The organism is Shewanella sp. 1311, assembly GCF_059338235.1.
This window is the reverse complement of sequence record NZ_CM181686.1, coordinates 3,544,590-3,560,483: the sequence shown is the minus strand read 5'-3', so window position 1 is coordinate 3,560,483 and position 15,894 is coordinate 3,544,590. Positions and strand designations below refer to the sequence as shown.

Below are 15,894 nucleotides of genomic sequence, written 5' to 3'. Positions count from 1 at the left end.
ATTTAAGGTAAAGAGCCAGATACGGTTTATGAAGAGGTAAGGGAATTTATTAAGAAACTCATGAAAAATTTAATGTGTCACCCATTTTTAAATGTCCAGTTATTAATAACTCAATTTCGGGTTTATAAATGGTTAGGGTAATTGAGCATTGCCATAATTGACCATTCGCAGCATTATAACTAGTCTTTTGAACCAGCAGATTACGCTGATTTTCAAAAGGCAAACCATGGTAATGGGCGAGACGACCGTCCGCCCCATGGATGGGGCGGTCGAGCATCCACGGACGGACTCGCTGCGTGTCGGTGAGCGAATGCAATGGCGAGCCTCTGTCGGATGATGTCATATAGCAACAAAGCTTTACTCACTCAGCACACTGCTCCAAGGCACTACCCCAACGCACTTTTCTAACTAACTTACCTCACCAGAATTTTCCCCAAAACTGAGCCTCACTAAGCAAGAGGCTTCAAAACCAATGTGAGCGGCTTCAAATTGTGAATAGGATGGATTTCAAAATGATACTAGGGGATTGCGCATAAGAGATAAAAACCATCATAATCACCCTTCAATCAATCGATTGATTTTCACTTTCTCAAGGTCACTTTCTCAAGGTAGCTATGACATTTTCGCTGTTAGATATTTCTGCATTGGTGTGGTTTATCGTTTCTTGGGCTGGCTATACCGCCTTTGCCCGTCGTAAGGCGAAAGATACCGACTGTATTGCCCGAGGTCTGCATAAGCATAGAATTTACTGGATGCTTGAGGTGATGACCCGCGGCGTGCGTGTGGGTGATGCGGCGCTGCTGGCCAACCTTGAGCGCAATATTGCCTTTTTTGCCTCGACTACGCTGTTTGTGCTCGCGGGTGTGCTGACCTTATTTGCACAAGTTGAGCGACTAGAAAGTGTTATTGCGACGATTCCCTTCGCCACGCCACCGAATCATGCGTTGGTGCAAGTCAAACTCGCACTGTTAGTCGGTATTTTTGTGATGGCCTTCTTCCAGTTTACTTGGTCGATGCGCCAATACGGTTTTGTGAACGTGATGATAGGCGCGGGTCCTTTAGACAGCGATGGCTCGAACGACAATCTCAAAGCCTACGCAAGGCAGATGGCGACGGTACAAGATCAAGCGGCGCACTCCTATAACTATGGCTTACGCGCCTATTACTTTTCGATGGCAGTATTGTGCTGGTTTGTGCACCCGATACTCTTTATCTCAGCGAGCTTATTTGTGGTCGCGACCTTATATCGACGCGAGTTTAAGTCCCGCGCGGTTTTGGCGATCACAGCTGCAAAAGGCCATCTGCAAATAGAGAGTCAAGTGCGGGAAACTGCACGTAACCACAAAATAGAGTCATAACTTTAGCGGTTTAGGTTGCAGGTATCATCTTGGTTGAAATTATTGTTCTATACTCTTTGGGTTATGTTTCTATTGAAATACTGGGAGAGTGCTATGAGCGATAACTTATTAACCTTAGATGAAGTGTGCAAAATGTTAGATAAAACACCTGCGACCATCAAACGTTTCGCTCGGGAGAATTTACTCTCGAGTGTTCAAGATGGTGACGAATTGAAATTTCCTGAAGCGGAAGTGAAACGCTATCTCGCCTTTTCACAACGCTTAGGCTAAAACGCATTTGGCAATTAACGGCAAATAAAGCGGGGTAACCGCAGCTTGAATCGTTTGATTTTGATTTTGAGTTTAAGTTTGTGAAAGTGGCTTGAATGTAAATGCGATGCTTAAGTTTAAATACAAGGCTTAAGTTTAAGTCGTCGATAGCGAGTTAAAAACAAACAGTGAATGCGATATGGACAGTGACGCTCAAAGGGATTTGAACTAAGCCATAGCGGGTTGTTGCGAGAGATTGCTTAGCCGGATTTAGCATCCGGCCATTAAACTTACCCCGCTAATCTTTAAGCTATTAAACGTTAAGCCATTAAACCTCAAGCTTTTAATCCAACAAGATTGAACCATCACTGTTCATTTAAAGCCTGCTGCAACTGCCGATAGGATAACAACTCCCGCTGCGTTTCACTTAAACCCAAATCGGCGGCGAGTTGTTGTAATTGCGCTTCATATTTAGGCAACAAGGTTTCATCGTTAGTCATAATCGCAAGCTCGGCAAAATCTCCTAAGCCTTCGAGATGATCGATTGTTAGATGAAATTCACCGAGAAAATAGATACTGCGGCGCTTTTTAATTTCCAGTACGCACTCATAACCTAAGGTATGCAGCATACTTTTTGCCTTGGTCGCTTCTGTGATATTAACGGCTTCACAGCGGTCTTTTTCCGGCCCTTTCACTATCCACAGCATAATCCCCGATGGCTGCATCTCACGGATACACAAGCTCTTGTGTTCGCCTTTAAGTGATTGTGATGGCAGATCAAAGTAACAGTCATGCTCAAGATTATCTTCGAGCATGATCTCAGGATTTCTCATTTGCAAGGCAGCGAAAAAAGCGTGGCGATCCAATAAGCGATATTTAAGCTCGACCTCAAACTTACCATTAAAATGGGCATTGATTTGTGGGGCTAATGCTTCTGGCATCACAGGGTTCATCGATTTATATCCGCTTTTAATGGGTAAAATATATCGCTATTCATCATATTGAACGTCAAAGGTTTGAGCGATAAAGGCTTGAATACAGGAGGCTTAAGCGAGTCTTTGGTACAAGGCCTGATACTCTGCACTGTCTTCAATTAAGCTCTGGTGAGTGCCAGACGCAATAATCTTACCCTGACCGAGTAGATGAATGTGATCCATCTTCGCCATAGCAGTTAAACGATGGCTAATCATCAGTAAGGTTTTATCCTTAGCAAATTCAAACAGTAAACTTAAAATCTCTCTCTCGGTACGTTTATCAAGCCCTTCGGTTGGTTCATCGAGCAATAGCAGCGGCGCATCACGCAGCAGCGCTCTTGCAACACCAATGCGGCGCTGCTCGCCGCCCGAAAGCTGACGTCCACCTTCACCAATCCACATATCCAGTGGTTTATCACCCGTGAGTAAAGCGCTAAGTCCAACCCGCTGTAACACATCAATCAAGCGCACATCGTGGGCCGTGCGTTTCTCACCTTCGATAACAGGTAGCGCTAATACTAAATTTTCCCGCAAAGTGCCCGCAAACAGATAGATGCGTTGGCTAATCACAGTTATCGCATCCCTAAGGCCGCGCTCGCTATACTCTGAAAGAGGAAGACCATCGAGCTTGATGTGCCCTTGCTGCGCTTGCCATTCGCGGGTAATCAGCGCCAGTAAGCTCGACTTACCGCAACCCGTTGGCCCAAGTAGCGCGACTTTTTGCCCCGCTTTTATCTCAAGGGACAAGCCTTGCAGCACGTGTTGATCGTCTCGATAACCAAAGTGGATATCTTCAATCTGTAAGGCGCCAGATTTTGCCCTCAGGCCAGTATCGGCAACAAATTGAATATCGGCCTCTTGTTCGGTGATTTCATTAATCCGTGTCGCCGCCAATACGCAGCCAGACAAATGCTGAAACGCGCCCGCAATCGGCATCATCATCTCAACGCAGGCCATAGTGGCAAACACCATAAGCGCAAACATGGGGCCCGGCGGCACCGCATCACCCACACCTTGAGCGGCTAAATAAAGCATCATGATCAAGGCTGAACCAGTGGAGAGGATCAACATGGCTTGGCTGAGCGCTGTGATATTGGCCATCGCACTTTGGCTGCGAAACAGCTCTGTTTGCGCATCATTCAGTTTTTGCCTGAATCTGTCGTTGGCGCCAAATAGGCTGAGTTCGGCTTGGCCTTGCAACATATCCAATAATTGCACCCGATAATGACGCTTGGTTTCGAGCATAGTCCGGCTCGGCGCGTGTCCAAGGCGATAAAATAGCAGTGGCATCACCAGCCAAATGGCGACTAAAAACAGGCAAAGACTGAGGGCAAGTTTGGCATCGAACCAAGCGAGAAATAGATACAAGAGCCCAGTCATCAGCAGTGATGCAGCCATAGGCGTGAGCAGTCGCAGATATAGATGATCTAGGGTATCGATATCGGCAACTAAGCGATTGAGCATGTCGCCACGGCGTAGCCCCTGCAGATTTTTAGCACTGAGCGGCAAGAGTTTACGCCACGCCCAAACGCGAAGCTCAGTCAGCAACTTAAAGGTCGCCTCATGGGTCGCTAAACGCTCGCCATAACGACTGGCAGTACGGGCAATCGATAAAAAACGCACGCCGCCCGCAGGAGTAAAAAAGTTAAATGACTGCGCCGTAATTATCGTCAAACCCGCGACCGCGGTAGCGGAAAGAAACCAGCCCGACAGTGACAGTAAACCTATGCCAGCCATCAAGGTAATAATGGTCAGCAGCAAGCCCACGGACATCATCAGCCACTGGCGCGAGAACAATCGAATAAAGGGGATTAGCACTTTCATTGGGCCTCTCCTTTAGTTGGCTCGGCGGCAATATCGACCGAAGTGGCGCTGGTTGATAACGGTACAAGTTCAATATCCGCCACGGACTCAATATTCTCACGCAGTAAGGTTTGGAATAAGCCGTGCGTGTTAGACAAAGAGGTAAAGTCGCCCCGCTGTACTATCAAACCTTTATCGAGCACAAGAATAGTATCCATTTGATCTAACTGATCTAATCTATGGGTCACCATAATGTACATTTTACCCGCCATGGCCCGATTTAACGCAGAACTCACCGCCTGCTCACTCTGGCTATCTAAGCTGGCCGTAGGCTCATCAAGGACAAACAAACTCGCCTTTTGCCCAAGCGCCCTTGCCAAGGCAATACGCTGGGCTTGGCCGACGGATAAACCGGAAGATTGCTCACCGACTGGCGCATCTAAACCCAGTGGCTGCGCCTTAACGAAGTCGCTGATATTGGCCTCTGCCAGCAAGTGCCACAGCGTATCGTCGGGCAAAGTTGGGTAGGCTAAGGCAACGTTATCCCGCACTGTGCCGTGGAATAACTGCGGTTCTTGGCCCAGCCAAGCTAAATGCTGTCGCCAATGGGCTAAATCTAATGCGGATAACTCATGGCCATTGATCAGCAAATGCCCCTTATAGGGTAAAAATCCCAATAAGGCATTGAGTAAACTGGTTTTCCCCGCGCCGCTTGGGCCAACTAAGGCTAAACGTTGATTGTCTTTTAATTCAAAACTCAGCGGGCCGAGTAAACGCGTGCCATCAACACTAAACACTTCAAGATGATCAGCACTCAGGGTTTCTATGCTATTGATACGCACTTGGCCGACAAACTCAGGTTCGGGATGTTCGAGCAAGGTAATCAAGGCTTCCGCGGCGCCGACGGCCTGCGCCTTAGCGTGGTAATGAGTACCCATATCCCGCAGCGGTTGATAAAACTCAGGGGCTAAAATCAGAATAAACAGCCCAGTAAACAGGCTAAATGGAATACCGACTATTTGAGGATCTGTACTTGAGCTGATATTGGCATGCGCGCCATAGTAGCCAAAATCTAAGTGACCTAAGTAACTGAAACCAAAATAAACCGCCAGCACAGCAATCGAAACCGCCGCAAAAAACTCTAATACCGCCGAGCTTAAAAAAGCCATGCGCAGTACCGACATAGTGCGACTACGGAACTCTTCCGAAGCAGTGGCGATTACCTTTAGCTCAGCATCACCACGGTGGAAGAGCTTCAAGGTGCTTAAGCCTTTTAATCTATCCATAAAGTGGCCGCTTAATCTTGCTAGCGCACTGAAATTTTTGCGATTCGCATCGGCAGCGCCCATGCCAACTAAGATCATAAACATAGGGATTAACGGCGCTGTGAGTAACAGAATTAATCCTGCCGCCCAGTTAATCGGGAAAACCGCCGCTAAGATGAGTACGGGAATAAAACCAGCAAGGCTGATTTGTGGGAGGTATCTGGCATAAAAGTCTTGTAAATCTTCGACTTGCTCTAACACTATGCTGGCCCAACTGCCTGCGGGTTTACCTTTAATAAACGCCGGACCTAGCTTAGTCAACTTGTCCATCACTGCCGCGCGAATATGACCACGTAGACGCTTACCCGCCTCAAAACTGGCGCGTTCACGTCCATAAGCCAGCAAGGCACGCAGTAACATCAAGGCGATTAACGCAATCAAATGAGGAGTATAGGTATCAATACTCACGCTGGAACTGACCATTTGGGCATTATCAGTTAGCGGTACGACTTGCTGCCCCATGATCACGCCATCAAGAATCGTCGCGATAATATAAGCCTGCGCCACCATAGCGACGGCGCTTATCATCCCAAGCCATAACGACAATTTAAGGAACAAGCCACAAGCTTTTTTCTGGGCTTTAAGCCAAACAAGAAGGGATTTTTCTAACGACTTATCCATGGTGCTCCAACAAGAAAACAATTAAGCGACTCGTAGCGGGGATCGGCTATCGATAACACTCAGTTTAAGGGGGCTTGCAACAGCTAAAAAGTTCCGATAGGGACGCAGTATCGCAGGCATCTAAAGCAGATGAAACCCTATTACAGACTTTTGCTAGCAGACTCACAAAAACGAGCTAAAGATAAACAAATCCCTGAGTTAACGGAACTTTCCCTAGTACTAGCCTGTTTGGGGAAACTTAGGTAGCATGAACCTCTTTGTATTAATTATCCTCTACCTATGCCAAATAAACATGCCGGTTTTACCCTGATTGAACTCGTTGTGGTCATTATTATTCTAGGAGTCTTAGCTGTAGTTGCTGCGCCTAAATTCATTAATATACAATCAGATGCCTATAAGAGTCAGCTTTCAGGTGCACAGGCTTCGATGAAATCCGCCGTCACCCTATTCAAAGCTAAGTCGGAAATTGCTAACAGCGGCACCACCAATCGAGTCGTTTACGATGGGATCCGTGGCGAAAACTACCAACCTTGGGCAGCCAGTGCCAGCGGTACAGCACCAAGCGCCGCTTATACTACGCCGCCAGAGATCTTTAAGGCTGCTGGGCTCAATGTTGATGAATGGTCCTATCGAATCCATACTACTGGCGGTACCTACCAAGTCATTGCCACACCGAAGCAAAAACTGAACCTTGACACGCCGACTCAGGCGCAAGTCGAAGCGACAAATTGCTATATCGACTACAAGTGGGAGACGACGGGAATCCCCACCTATAACAAGGTCGACACAGGTTGCTAGAACGACCTTAAAGCTGAAATATAATAGAAAAACAGCGAGCTAACCTGAGGTTATCTCGCTGTTTTTGTTAGCGTCACATTTTACAATCAAACGTTTTTTGAAAACGTAACCCTTACTGCACTGCGCCGTATTTCACTAACACATGCCAGAGCAACTTAAGTTCGTGGGCGACTTGGGCACGGTTACCGCGTTCGCGCCAATGCTGGGGTGAATGATATAAATCCCGCGCGGCCACACCTATCGCATACGCATCGACTCTGTCTTCTATGGCGATATGATTAGCGAGCGATGGCATAGTCGGCCCGCGAAAATCGCTGGGGATCTGCGCCGTATGTAGGCTAAAGCCATCATGATATTGCAGCTCGATATCATATCTGTCGCAAATCTTGCTTAAGCTGGCGCCAATATCAGTGCCTTTAAAACTTGGATCGGCCACCAGCATGGCGATATCTTCATCGAGGGAAACATCGCCATGGATCTGCGCCTCTATATAATGGTCAAGATTATTCGATAACGGCCGCTCAAAACGTGACAGCAAGGAAGCATTGAGCTGATGCCCCAAATAATGAATCACATTCAACGGCTTAAAGTCGGATTTGCCTAAGGCATAGTGACGCTCAAAACTCTCGGTCAGCAGCGCCGCTAACACATCATCAAAGCATGATAGCGTGCCCTTCTCTTTCGGATTGCGGTACGAATCGAGATAACAAAAGGTCGAACGTGCCATCACACTGGCGTGGGTCAGCAAATAGCAGCTACCAAAACGCGGCGCGGGGCCGTCCTGCCACATGCCCAGATCGAGTGCGCCATATTTAGGCCGAGATTTAGTGCCCTTATACACATCACCAAACAGCTGATTTTCCCAGTGATCCCTTGGGCCACCTAATTCAGGGGATAACTGGCCGTTGGAAATATGGGTCTCAAACTGACTGCGGTATTGACCATCGCGCAGCAAACCTTCGGCCACTGTCATACCACGGCTGTCGATTCTATCGGGGTGAAAATGCAGCGCAATTCGGCCGCAGTTAAGTAATTGTTTGAGGGCGAGTTGCATCTCATGCATGGGGATGTTCGACATCTGCTGCACATTTTTAATCACAGCGACGGCCTGTTCACTGCGACCTCGAGCAAGGCGTTCAATATGCTGTATCGCTGTCATAGTCCACCTATAAATGAGAGGCGTTTAACCGTTTCCCGCGTTAGCTCATCCTAAAATAAACACGAGAGTCATCGCAAGCATGCAGAGAATAGATATTGATGAATTCTACTCCTATCGTCTTGAGTTTATACCACTCAAATTAATCTAGCGTGATCTACCGCTAACTCACTCTAACTTTTAGATAAAAAGAGTCGACGAGTTAACTTTAAACCGATCTGTTTAGTAGATTGAATCAGCCTGATAGCCATACTGTACATTTGGTGAGTCCATTAGGCTCAACCGCACCCAAAAATAACAGTAAAAGTCCAACTCCAAAGCCTCTGCCAGTACAATACAGCACTTAACCGAATGCAGATTCGCCCTCAATAAGCTCAAATTCGACTGAGGAAACTTGCGCTTAAAAGATAAGCGAGACCGAGTGAAAGCCGCTGACAAGCGATTTATGTGCCAATATGAATGAAACCCGCTGTAAAAGTCTTTATTAGATGGCACTTAAAGCCCTGATCCTGTAAGCTGCACGCCCGCCAGCAGACCTGGCTATTGACCATAAATGCAGCAAAGCGTTGCCACAAGAGACCAATCTATGAGTTTTACCTCCCTGGGCTTATCGGCCCCGATACTTAAAGCCGTTGCCGAACAAGGCTACGACACACCTTCGCCAATCCAAGCTCAAGCAATTCCCGCTGTGCTTCAAGGCAAAGATGTGATGGCGGCCGCCCAAACAGGAACAGGTAAAACAGCAGGTTTCACCCTACCTATGCTCGAACTCCTGAGTAAAGGTAACCGTGCCCAAGCAGGCCAAGTGCGCGCATTAGTGTTAACTCCAACACGCGAATTGGCGGCTCAGGTTGCAGAAAGTGTTGAAACCTATGGTAAGAATTTACCACTGCGCTCAGCGGTGATATTTGGTGGCGTGCCTATCAATCCACAAATCGCGAAATTACGCCACGGTGTCGACGTATTAGTCGCCACACCAGGTCGATTGATGGATCTGTACAATCAAAAAGCGGTGAAATTCAGCCAGCTTGAAATCTTAGTATTAGATGAAGCCGATCGCATGCTCGACATGGGCTTTATCCGCGACATCCGTAAGATCCTGGCCATTTTACCTAAGCAACGCCAAAACCTGATGTTCTCAGCCACCTTCTCCGATGAAATTCGTGAGCTGGCAAAAGGCTTAGTGAATAATCCGGTCGAAATTTCGGTCACGCCACGTAACGCGGCGGCGACCACAGTAAAACAATGGGTTTGCCCAGTCGATAAGAGCCAGAAATCGGCACTGTTGATCCAACTCATCAAGCAAAACGATTGGCAACAAGTGCTGGTATTCTCGCGCACTAAACATGGCGCTAATCGTCTGGCGAAAAGCCTTGAAGATGCGGGTATTAAAGCCGCAGCTATCCACGGTAACAAGAGCCAAACAGCGCGCACTAAAGCCTTGGCCGACTTTAAAAATGGTCAAGCTCGCGTACTGGTTGCGACCGATATCGCCGCCCGTGGTTTGGACATTGACCAATTGCCACAAGTGGTTAACTTCGACTTACCGAACGTGCCAGAAGATTATGTGCATCGTATCGGCCGTACTGGCCGCGCTGGCGCATCGGGTCAAGCCGTGTCACTGGTGAGCAACGAAGAAATCAAACTACTGAACGATATCGAGCGTTTGATCAATCGCGTATTAGACCGAGAAATGGTTGAAGGCTTTAACCATGTATTGCCTGAGTCACGTTTAGGTGGCGGCGGAAAAAGCAGCGGTAAATCAGTACCAAGCCGTAGAAATACCCGCAGCTCAAACCAACCTAGCTCACGCGATGGTGCCCCAAGAAGCGCCGAGCATAAAGATGGTCAACGCAGCGGTGACGTCGCGCGCGGCCACAAGCCAAACGACAAGAATCCAAGACACAGTGGTGAAGCCAGTAGCGCACCCCGTGCCGATGCCAAACCACGTCCAGCACGTTCAAACGATGGCCGTGCCAATAGCGCAGGCGCTAGTCGTCCAAGTGAAAGCCGTTCAGGCGCTGGCGAAAATCGTGGCCAAGCGGGTGAGAACCCTTACGCCAATGGCCCAAAGAAAAATACTCGTCGCCCAAATAACGGCGCGAGTCGCCCAAGAAATTCACAGGATTAATGCACCCATTGAGCGAACTCGCTTGGCGATTTAGCCGCATTAAGCCCTAAAAAGAAACGCCCAACTTCGTATAGAATTGGGCGTTTTTGTTTGTCTTTGTTTATTGTTCTTCGCTTTGACCAATAATCGGCTTGAACAATCACAGCCTTAAACAACAGCCTAAACAATAACCTAAGTTAATTCGCCTTAATATCTGGCAACTGCTGCAGGACTTCATCCGTAAAATAGGGTTCGTCTTCAACCCAAAAAATATAGTCTAGCCCTAGGTAGTTTTGTGCAAAATCCAGCAGATCAGGCACAGTATTCTTTTTACCTGTTTTGGGATTAATCTGCCGCAAATTACCGTCTTGCACCGCCATGCCTTTCACCAATGCCGCTGGATATTCTTTAATAAAGGCGTAACTCTGTCCCATATGGCCTTTACGATATGGCATTAAATCTGGGCCACCTACGCCCATATTGAGCGCTTTGGCTTGCGCAAATAAGCCTCGCATATAGCCTTTGTCATTCCATGGCAGCCATTCGTCTGGTAAAAAGTTCAAATACACCATAGCGGTTGAATGCTGAAATGACTCAGCTAATACCTGCATGTTTTCGCCAATCGCATCGATATAGTCTTTAGGATTAAAATCACTGGGGAAGGTGGTTGTTCCGTCGGCGTTTTCAGTCCCCACTTCAATTGAGCTTTCACTAAAGTTAATACCAGTGATTTTCCCATCAAACTCTTGGCCTAGCTGACGCACCAATTGCTGATAACGCGCACGTACTGCAGGCTCCCACATTTTGGCAGACCAACCATATTCGTCATCCGTCACAGGTTTATTAGGATCACGCTCTGGCGCGCTCAGCATGCTTTGCTTCAACACACCACCTTGATAAATCGGATCATCAAGTAAATACTGAGGCACGTTAAACCTCGGCGTAAAGGATTTATCTTGCAGCTGGATCCACAATTTTTTGCCTATCGAATCGAGATACGCAATATCGGCCTTAATCGCGCTGAAATCATATTCGCCCTGCTTAGGCTCTAAACTGCGCCAGGTATAAACAATCTGCGCACCGCCAAAACGGGGATCGCGCAGCGCCTTGTCGGCACGAATGTTTTCTCCGTTGGCCTCACGATGATTAATGTAAATGTAGTGCTGTAAAGGTTGCGACGCTGGCTGAGACTCTAATTGCCGCTCTGGTTGTGACTCTGGTTGCAACTCTGGTTGAATTGATGCAGCGCTCGCTGCGCTCAAAAAGATACTTAGTAAAATAGTCCTTCGAAACATAAATACTCCAAACCGATGCACGCCTTATCACCTGACAAAGCTGTTAATCTGCTCATTTATTTTTTACTCAGAATCACTTCTACCACAGGCAAGCTGAGGGGTATATTAATTAAGCAGGCGAATACAAAGTGTTACTTAACTGCCCACCTTAATTAGCATTTACAAAACAAAAAGACTCAGTCATTGCATTAATCACACCCAACAAAAAAGGGAATAAACCTGAGTTTATTCCCTTTAAAAGTGAAGTGAATTAAATCGAGGTACGATTCAACTCAAGCTAAGCCAAGCTTACTTCATTGGCCAAGCGCGGTAAGATTTACCTTTAATGCGGCCGCCAGTAATTTTGTTGAGTGCTTTCTTGGCAACCTTACGATTAACGGCCACATAGGCGCGGTAATCGGTCACTTGGATTTTACCCACCTGTGAGCCTTCGATACCGTTTTCGCCCGTCAGCGCGCCTAAGATATCCCCTGGACGCAGTTTCTCCTTCTTACCGCCATCGATCTGCAAAGTGATCATGGTTGGCGCTGCAGGCGTGTTGCCGAGCAGGCTTTCAGATGGCAGTGATTCGCTGGTAATTTCGCGCTCTAAATACTCTTCTAACAAGGCAATCTTGTAACCATCTTGGTCGTTATAGAAGGTATAAGCGGCGCCTTTACTGCCCGCACGGCCAGTACGACCGATACGGTGAATGTGGACTTCAGTGTCGTAGGCAACGTGATAGTTAAACACGGCATCCAGCGCATCGATATCTAAACCACGGGCGGCAACGTCAGTCGCCACTAAGACACAGGCACTCTTGTTAGCAAATTGCAGCAAGGTTTCGTCCCTGTCTCTTTGCTCTAAATCACCGTGCAAAGCCAATACGCTAAAGCCTAAGCCTTCAAGCTCATCGGCCACTTTTTGGGTTTCGCGTTTAGTGTTACAAAACACCACCGCGCTTTCAGGCTTATGTTCTAACAACAATACTTGCAGCGCTTGCATACGCGCCTTGTCATCGTCTAAATGATAAAAATGTTGGGCTATGCTCAAGCTGTCGTGATTACCTTCAACTTTAACCATGCTTGGGTCATACATGATTTGCTTAGCAATCGATTGAATTTGCTCAGGGAAGGTCGCGCTGAATAGCAACGTCTGACGCTCACGCGGGGCTTGTTCGATAATCGCATCGAGGGCGGGTTGGAAACCCATTTCTAACATGCGATCGGCTTCATCGAGCACTAACATGTTGAGATTACTTAAATCTAGGCGATTGCGATCTAAGTGATCGACGATACGGCCAGGCGTACCCACAATAATGTGCGCGCCGTGTTCCAGCGAGCCGACTTGTGGCCCCATAGGCACACCGCCGCAAAGTGTCAGTACTTTAACGTTATGAATACCACGGGCAAGGGTACGGATTTCCTGCGCCACTTGGTCGGCCAACTCGCGGGTTGGACATAACACTAAGGTTTGAATGCGAAAGCGTTTAACGTCTAACTTATTCAGTAATCCTAAGCCGAAGGCGGCCGTTTTACCCGAGCCAGTTTTACCCTGACCTATCACATCCTGCCCCGCTAAAATGGGTGGCAAACTTTGCGCCTGAATTGGCGTCATCTCGTTGTAGCCCATAGAAGAAAGGTTCTCAAGCAGTTCGGGTTTTAGCTTAAGAGTCGAAAAAGCCATTGATGGATTAGGCTTAGTATCAGAGTTGCTCAAGGTGAATATCCTGTGGTGGGTAACGAAGCGGCTGCTAGGTTACTGAAATTGCGTTACTTATCGATTTAACTGGTCTATCAAGATTCAGGCTAGCTTGAGTTAAGAATAAAGCGCTAGGCTCGCTCAACCCAAAAGCACGGCTATTGTAGCAACAAAGCGCGGCTTTTGCCTCAAGTCCTTAAGCAATAGAAATAGCTGGCGTGAACAGCAACAAAAAAGCCCTGTAGGAATACAGGGCTTAGACTTAGATTTAGGCTTGGGTTTAGAATTAGCTTAGCGCGGCAGATTTAACAAATTACGCGATGTGGCCGAAACGCCCTTCTTGATAATCGCGAATCGCCTGCTGAATTTCCGCTTGGGTGTTCATTACAAATGGACCCATCTGGACGATTTTTTCACGGATAGGTTTACCGGCAAACAGTAGCATCCCAGCGCCGCGCTCATCGGCTTTAAGCTTAAGCACACTTTGGCTATCAAGCACTAAAAACTCGCCCTGATGATATGACCACTGTGAATCTTCACCCTTGCTTAAGTCACCTTGGTACAAGTACAAGGCGACAAACTCATGTTGATACAAATCAAGCATGGCCTCAGCGTTTGGCGCTAGGCTCAAATCAGCAATGGCAGCTTCGCCCGCTAATCCTTGGATGGCCGCACTAATAAGCGGTTGATCTTTAAAGCCCCAATCACCCGCTAAGGCTTTTAAGCTCGCGCCAGTGTTATTGGTCGCTTCAACGCTAGCGCTACCCGCAGTATCTTGATACTTTGCTGGACGCAGCTTGTCTTTGGCGGGCATGTTGACCCAAATTTGGAATCCATGCAGACCATCGACAGCATCGGCCAGCGGCATTTCAGAGTGCACCACCCCGAATCCGGTACTCATCCACTGCACATCGCCGGCACGAATCGCCTTCACATTGCCCATTTGGTCACGGTGCTCAAAACCGCCCTTACGAATATAAGTAAAGGTCTCCATTCCGCGATGGGGATGTGCGGGGAAGCCGCCGATAAAGTCTTGTTCATCATCGGATTTTATTTCGTCGATCATCAAGAAAGGATCAAATTTAGTCGTCACAAAATCGGCGACACGGCGAATATTGACCCCATCGCCATCCATCGCGGCTTTGGCGGAAAACTGACTTAATACTTTCATTGCTGCTCTCCTATCGGTTGAGCAAAGCGGTGCGTGAAAGGCCAAAATCATGTGGCTAACACAAGACGCAAACGCTTTGCTGATGGAGGCAGAATAACAAGGAAGTTTACAAAAGAATAACGCGAAATCACGGCCTAAACATTCGAAAAAATAGAACGGTAGATTGCTGATATCCACTCACACAGGTTTGCCATGGCATTTACTCGTCAACTCACAGACAGTCCGTTCTTGGATGCTCGACCGCCCCGTCTGATGTGAAAGGATTCACAAATGCCGCGATGGCATGGACGCCAAAGAGCGGCCATGGGGCGGACGGTCGTCTCGCTAATCACCCTAGCTCACCGTTTTGGCTTTAGCGTAACCTGTAGATTTAAAAGCCTTACGCAGCACGCTTTTGGTCATCTCCGAGTTAGATTTTTAGCTCGAGTAAGTGAGTTTCGGATTAAGATTTCTATGGGTAACGCCCGCCATCAGCCGAGCGAGGTTCGAGCGTTAGTTGCATGGCATTGTTATAGCGCAGCCGGTTCATCACGCATTTTTTCCCATGTTTGTACCATCAGCTTCTTGGTTGGTCCCCAGCGATACCCCCCCAGCGCGCCACTTTGCTGGATAACCCGGTGGCAGGGAATCAGCAAGGCAACTGGATTTGCTCCAATAGCGTTACCAACAGCCCTTGCAGATCGGGGTGCGCCGAGTGATCTGGCGACTTCGGCATAGCTGGCCACAGCGCCCGGTGGTATTTTCAACAAAGCACGCCACACGGCGATCTGGAAATTTGTCCCTGTCACATGGAGCGACAGCGGACCTTGCCCGGAAGCAGTGTCACTGCTAAAAAAGGCATCAATAGCGTGTCGCGTCGATGCCAAATTTTCTCTGATCGAACTGAGAGGCCAATCGTTATGCAAGTCATCCAGTAACTCTTCCATGCTATTGAAGTCCATAAACGCTGCCCGGCAAACACCACGCAGGGTTACGGCCACAAACATCGGCCCCATTGGGGTCGGATGGACTCCATACTCGATCTGTACGTCCTTACCTCGATTTTTATACTCGCCGGGTGTGACTGCTTCCAGCTGCACAAAGTGATCATGCAACCTTGAACTGCCGCTTAATCCAAGCTCATGTGAGACATCAAGCAAGGAGCGAGAATTATTAAGCAATCCTTTGCCCCGCTCCAATGTCAGGACCTGTAAAAAGCGCTTCGGCGTAGTACCTGCCCAACGACAAAATAGCCTTTGAAAGTGATACGGACTCAGATGCACATGGGCGGCGATCTCTTCAAGGCTGGGCTGATCAATTGCCCGATCAACCAAATAGGCCATAGCACTAGCGATTCGGTCATAGTCTGACATGG

At 47.9% G+C, this 15,894-nt stretch carries 12 protein-coding genes; 4 read left to right on the top strand and 8 right to left on the bottom strand.

Annotated elements, in window-relative coordinates:
- Positions 1-614 precede the first annotated feature (614 nt).
- Together AC5YB3_RS15910 and AC5YB3_RS15905 are read left to right on the top strand one after the other, a co-directional pair.
- Entirely contained in the window at positions 615-1,358 is a 744-nt protein-coding gene (locus AC5YB3_RS15910; RefSeq protein ID WP_300481399.1) for a DUF599 domain-containing protein, read from the top strand.
- Positions 1,359-1,451: 93 nt separating this feature from the next.
- Positions 1,452-1,628 (top strand): helix-turn-helix domain-containing protein, encoded by a 177-nt coding sequence (locus tag AC5YB3_RS15905; RefSeq protein ID WP_006082937.1) that lies wholly within the window; start codon positions 1,452-1,454, stop codon positions 1,626-1,628.
- Between the two features lie 344 nt (positions 1,629-1,972).
- Here AC5YB3_RS15905 and cyaB read toward each other — a convergent pair whose 3' ends face one another.
- The 3 genes from cyaB to cydD all read right to left on the bottom strand — a co-directional run bounded on the left by cyaB (position 1,973) and on the right by cydD (position 6,330).
- Entirely contained in the window at positions 1,973-2,560 is a 588-nt protein-coding gene (gene cyaB, locus AC5YB3_RS15900) for a class IV adenylate cyclase (RefSeq protein WP_411356690.1), read from the bottom strand.
- A gap of 93 nt (positions 2,561-2,653) precedes the next feature.
- On the bottom strand, positions 2,654-4,405 hold the full coding sequence (gene cydC, locus AC5YB3_RS15895) for a heme ABC transporter ATP-binding protein/permease CydC (protein WP_494525691.1): 1,752 nt from the start codon (positions 4,403-4,405) through the stop codon (positions 2,654-2,656).
- Positions 4,402-6,330, bottom strand: a complete 1,929-nt coding sequence (cydD, locus tag AC5YB3_RS15890) for a heme ABC transporter permease/ATP-binding protein CydD (RefSeq protein ID WP_494525690.1) — start codon at positions 6,328-6,330, stop codon at positions 4,402-4,404. Before cydD ends, cydC begins: the two co-directional genes overlap by 4 nt.
- A gap of 279 nt (positions 6,331-6,609) precedes the next feature.
- Between cydD and AC5YB3_RS15885 the strand changes: the two genes are divergently transcribed.
- Entirely contained in the window at positions 6,610-7,128 is a 519-nt protein-coding gene (locus AC5YB3_RS15885; protein WP_342898949.1) for a type II secretion system protein, read from the top strand.
- A 112-nt stretch (positions 7,129-7,240) separates the two neighbouring features.
- On the opposite strand, the gene AC5YB3_RS15880 is transcribed toward AC5YB3_RS15885, so the two are convergent.
- On the bottom strand, positions 7,241-8,287 hold the full coding sequence (locus AC5YB3_RS15880) for a DUF3626 domain-containing protein (RefSeq protein ID WP_259562510.1): 1,047 nt from the start codon (positions 8,285-8,287) through the stop codon (positions 7,241-7,243).
- 583 nt (positions 8,288-8,870) lie between these two features.
- Here AC5YB3_RS15880 and AC5YB3_RS15875 point away from each other — a divergent pair.
- Positions 8,871-10,415, top strand: coding sequence for a DEAD/DEAH box helicase (locus AC5YB3_RS15875; RefSeq protein WP_413472179.1), 1,545 nt, complete (start codon positions 8,871-8,873; stop codon positions 10,413-10,415).
- A gap of 176 nt (positions 10,416-10,591) precedes the next feature.
- Here AC5YB3_RS15875 and AC5YB3_RS15870 read toward each other — a convergent pair whose 3' ends face one another.
- The 4 genes from AC5YB3_RS15870 to AC5YB3_RS15855 form a co-directional block, all read right to left on the bottom strand.
- Positions 10,592-11,689, bottom strand: coding sequence for a hypothetical protein (locus AC5YB3_RS15870; protein ID WP_006082944.1), 1,098 nt, complete (start codon positions 11,687-11,689; stop codon positions 10,592-10,594).
- Positions 11,690-11,977: 288 nt separating this feature from the next.
- Positions 11,978-13,354, bottom strand: a complete 1,377-nt coding sequence (dbpA, locus tag AC5YB3_RS15865) for an ATP-dependent RNA helicase DbpA (protein ID WP_494527196.1) — start codon at positions 13,352-13,354, stop codon at positions 11,978-11,980.
- A 328-nt stretch (positions 13,355-13,682) separates the two neighbouring features.
- Positions 13,683-14,540: a pirin family protein gene (locus tag AC5YB3_RS15860; RefSeq protein ID WP_494525689.1), complete on the bottom strand. Its 858-nt coding sequence runs from the start codon at positions 14,538-14,540 to the stop codon at positions 13,683-13,685.
- Between the two features lie 509 nt (positions 14,541-15,049).
- Entirely contained in the window at positions 15,050-15,892 is an 843-nt protein-coding gene (locus AC5YB3_RS15855; RefSeq protein ID WP_494525688.1) for a bifunctional transcriptional activator/DNA repair enzyme AdaA, read from the bottom strand.
- Positions 15,893-15,894: the final 2 nt, after the last annotated feature.

Bases quoted from the DNA above. Each gene is read 5' to 3' on its own strand.
- AC5YB3_RS15905 (WP_006082937.1), top strand. From the start codon at position 1,452: ATGAGCGATAACTTATTAACCTTAGATGAAGTGTGCAAAATGTTAGAT.
- AC5YB3_RS15870 (WP_006082944.1), bottom strand. From the start codon at position 11,689: ATGTTTCGAAGGACTATTTTACTAAGTATCTTTTTGAGCGCAGCGAGC.
- cydC (WP_494525691.1), bottom strand. From the start codon at position 4,405: ATGAAAGTGCTAATCCCCTTTATTCGATTGTTCTCGCGCCAGTGGCTG.
- dbpA (WP_494527196.1), bottom strand. From the start codon at position 13,354: ATGGCTTTTTCGACTCTTAAGCTAAAACCCGAACTGCTTGAGAACCTT.
- AC5YB3_RS15875 (WP_413472179.1), top strand. From the start codon at position 8,871: ATGAGTTTTACCTCCCTGGGCTTATCGGCCCCGATACTTAAAGCCGTT.
- cydD (WP_494525690.1), bottom strand. From the start codon at position 6,330: ATGGATAAGTCGTTAGAAAAATCCCTTCTTGTTTGGCTTAAAGCCCAG.
- AC5YB3_RS15885 (WP_342898949.1), top strand. From the start codon at position 6,610: ATGCCAAATAAACATGCCGGTTTTACCCTGATTGAACTCGTTGTGGTC.
- AC5YB3_RS15855 (WP_494525688.1), bottom strand. From the start codon at position 15,892: ATGTCAGACTATGACCGAATCGCTAGTGCTATGGCCTATTTGGTTGAT.
- cyaB (WP_411356690.1), bottom strand. From the start codon at position 2,560: ATGAACCCTGTGATGCCAGAAGCATTAGCCCCACAAATCAATGCCCAT.
- AC5YB3_RS15880 (WP_259562510.1), bottom strand. From the start codon at position 8,287: ATGACAGCGATACAGCATATTGAACGCCTTGCTCGAGGTCGCAGTGAA.
- AC5YB3_RS15860 (WP_494525689.1), bottom strand. From the start codon at position 14,540: ATGAAAGTATTAAGTCAGTTTTCCGCCAAAGCCGCGATGGATGGCGAT.
- AC5YB3_RS15910 (WP_300481399.1), top strand. From the start codon at position 615: ATGACATTTTCGCTGTTAGATATTTCTGCATTGGTGTGGTTTATCGTT.